2 protein-coding genes are annotated in these 1,427 nt (G+C 67.1%); one reads left to right on the top strand and one right to left on the bottom strand.

Features of this window, described 5'->3' with window-relative positions; all coding sequences use genetic code 11:
• Positions 1–1,033: MFS transporter (locus tag JCM25156_RS25555; protein WP_407637131.1), on the top strand; the 1,033-nt coding region annotated here is incomplete at its 5' end.
• On the opposite strand, the gene JCM25156_RS16540 is transcribed toward JCM25156_RS25555, so the two are convergent.
• The coding region (locus JCM25156_RS16540; protein ID WP_025813987.1) for a sugar nucleotidyltransferase at positions 936–1,427 on the bottom strand (492 nt) is incomplete at its 5' end. The genes JCM25156_RS25555 and JCM25156_RS16540 overlap by 98 nt on opposite strands.

Genomic DNA, 1,427 nt, shown 5'->3' with positions numbered 1-1,427 from the left:
CGGGTTCGACCTGTTCTGCCTGTGCCGCTTCATCGCGGCGCTGGGTGGTGCGGCCTGCGCGGTGATTCCGCGCGCCATCGTGCGCGATGTGGCGAGCGGGGCCGCGTGCGTGCGGATCATGTCGCAGCTCATGCTGGTTTTCGGGGTCATGCCCATTCTCGCGCCCTCGCTGGGGAGTCTGGTGCTTTCCTTTGGCCACTGGCGCTGGATTTTCGGCATGGCGGTGGGGTACGGCGCGCTGGCGCTGGTGGCGGTGCTGGCCTGCCTGCCCGACACCATGCCGGTGGGAAAGCGCATCGCGTTTTCCATGCCGGGCATGATCGGCCGCTATGCCGGGCTGGTGCGTGAGCCGGTGTTCATGTCCAGCGCGCTGATCAACAGTTTTTCCTCCTTTGTCATGTTCGCCTACATCACCTCGGCCCCGGTGGTGTTCGAGCACCTGCTGCATTTCACGCCCGGTGAGTTCGGGGCGTTCTTTGGCCTGAACGCCGGAATGTTCATCGCCTGCGCGCAGCTTAACGGCCTGCTGGTGCACAGGGTGGACCTGTCGCGCCTGCTGGATGGCGGGATCGCGTGCAGCCTGATCGTCGCCCTGTCCTGTCTTGGCCTGTCGCTGGCCGGGGTGGCGGGGCCGGCGCATCCGTTACTGGTCTGCGCGCTGGTTACGGGCATTACCGGTTCACTCGGCTTCATCGGCCCCAACGCCACGGTCATGGCCTTTACCCACCACGGGCACCAGCTTGGCAGCGCCTCGGCGCTCATGGGGACGATCCAGTTCTCCCTTGCCGCCGGGAGTGGCTTCATCCTGGGCCATGTACTTTCACAGCCCGGCCCCCCTGGCCGTGGTGGTGACGGCGGGCTGTTTCTGTATGGCGGGGTGCAACATCTGGCGGCACATGTGCGACCGGCGCGCGCGGGGGTAGCGCTGGCAGCCGCTATCCGTCCGCGATGCCCAGCAGCGTCTGGCCCAGCGCGGTCCGCCCCATGCGTCCGGCCAGCGCGCGTAGCTGCCCGGCATCGATATAGCCCATGAGAAAGGCCGCTTCCTCCGGTGATCCGACCAGCATGCCCTGACGTGACTGCACGGTCTGCACAAATGATCCCGCCAGCATGAGGCTGTCCGGCATGCCGGCATCCAGCCATGCGCACCCCCGGCCGAGACGTTCGACATACAGGGCGTCCTGCGCCAGATAAAGGCGGTTGAGATCGGTGATTTCCAGTTCCCCCCGGGCGGAGGGGCGCAGGCTGGCCGCCAGTTCCCGCACCCGTCCGTCATAGAAGTAAAGCCCGGTCACGGCCCAGTTCGAGGGGGGGCGCGCGGGTTTTTCCACAATGTCCAGCGCCGTGCCATCGGCCGCGAAGGTCACGACCCCGTAGCGTTCGGGGTCACGCACCTGATAGGCGAAAACCGTGGCGCCCCGCGCGCG

Source organism: Komagataeibacter kakiaceti JCM 25156 (assembly GCF_000613305.1).
This window is presented reverse-complemented; position numbering and strand designations above follow the sequence as displayed.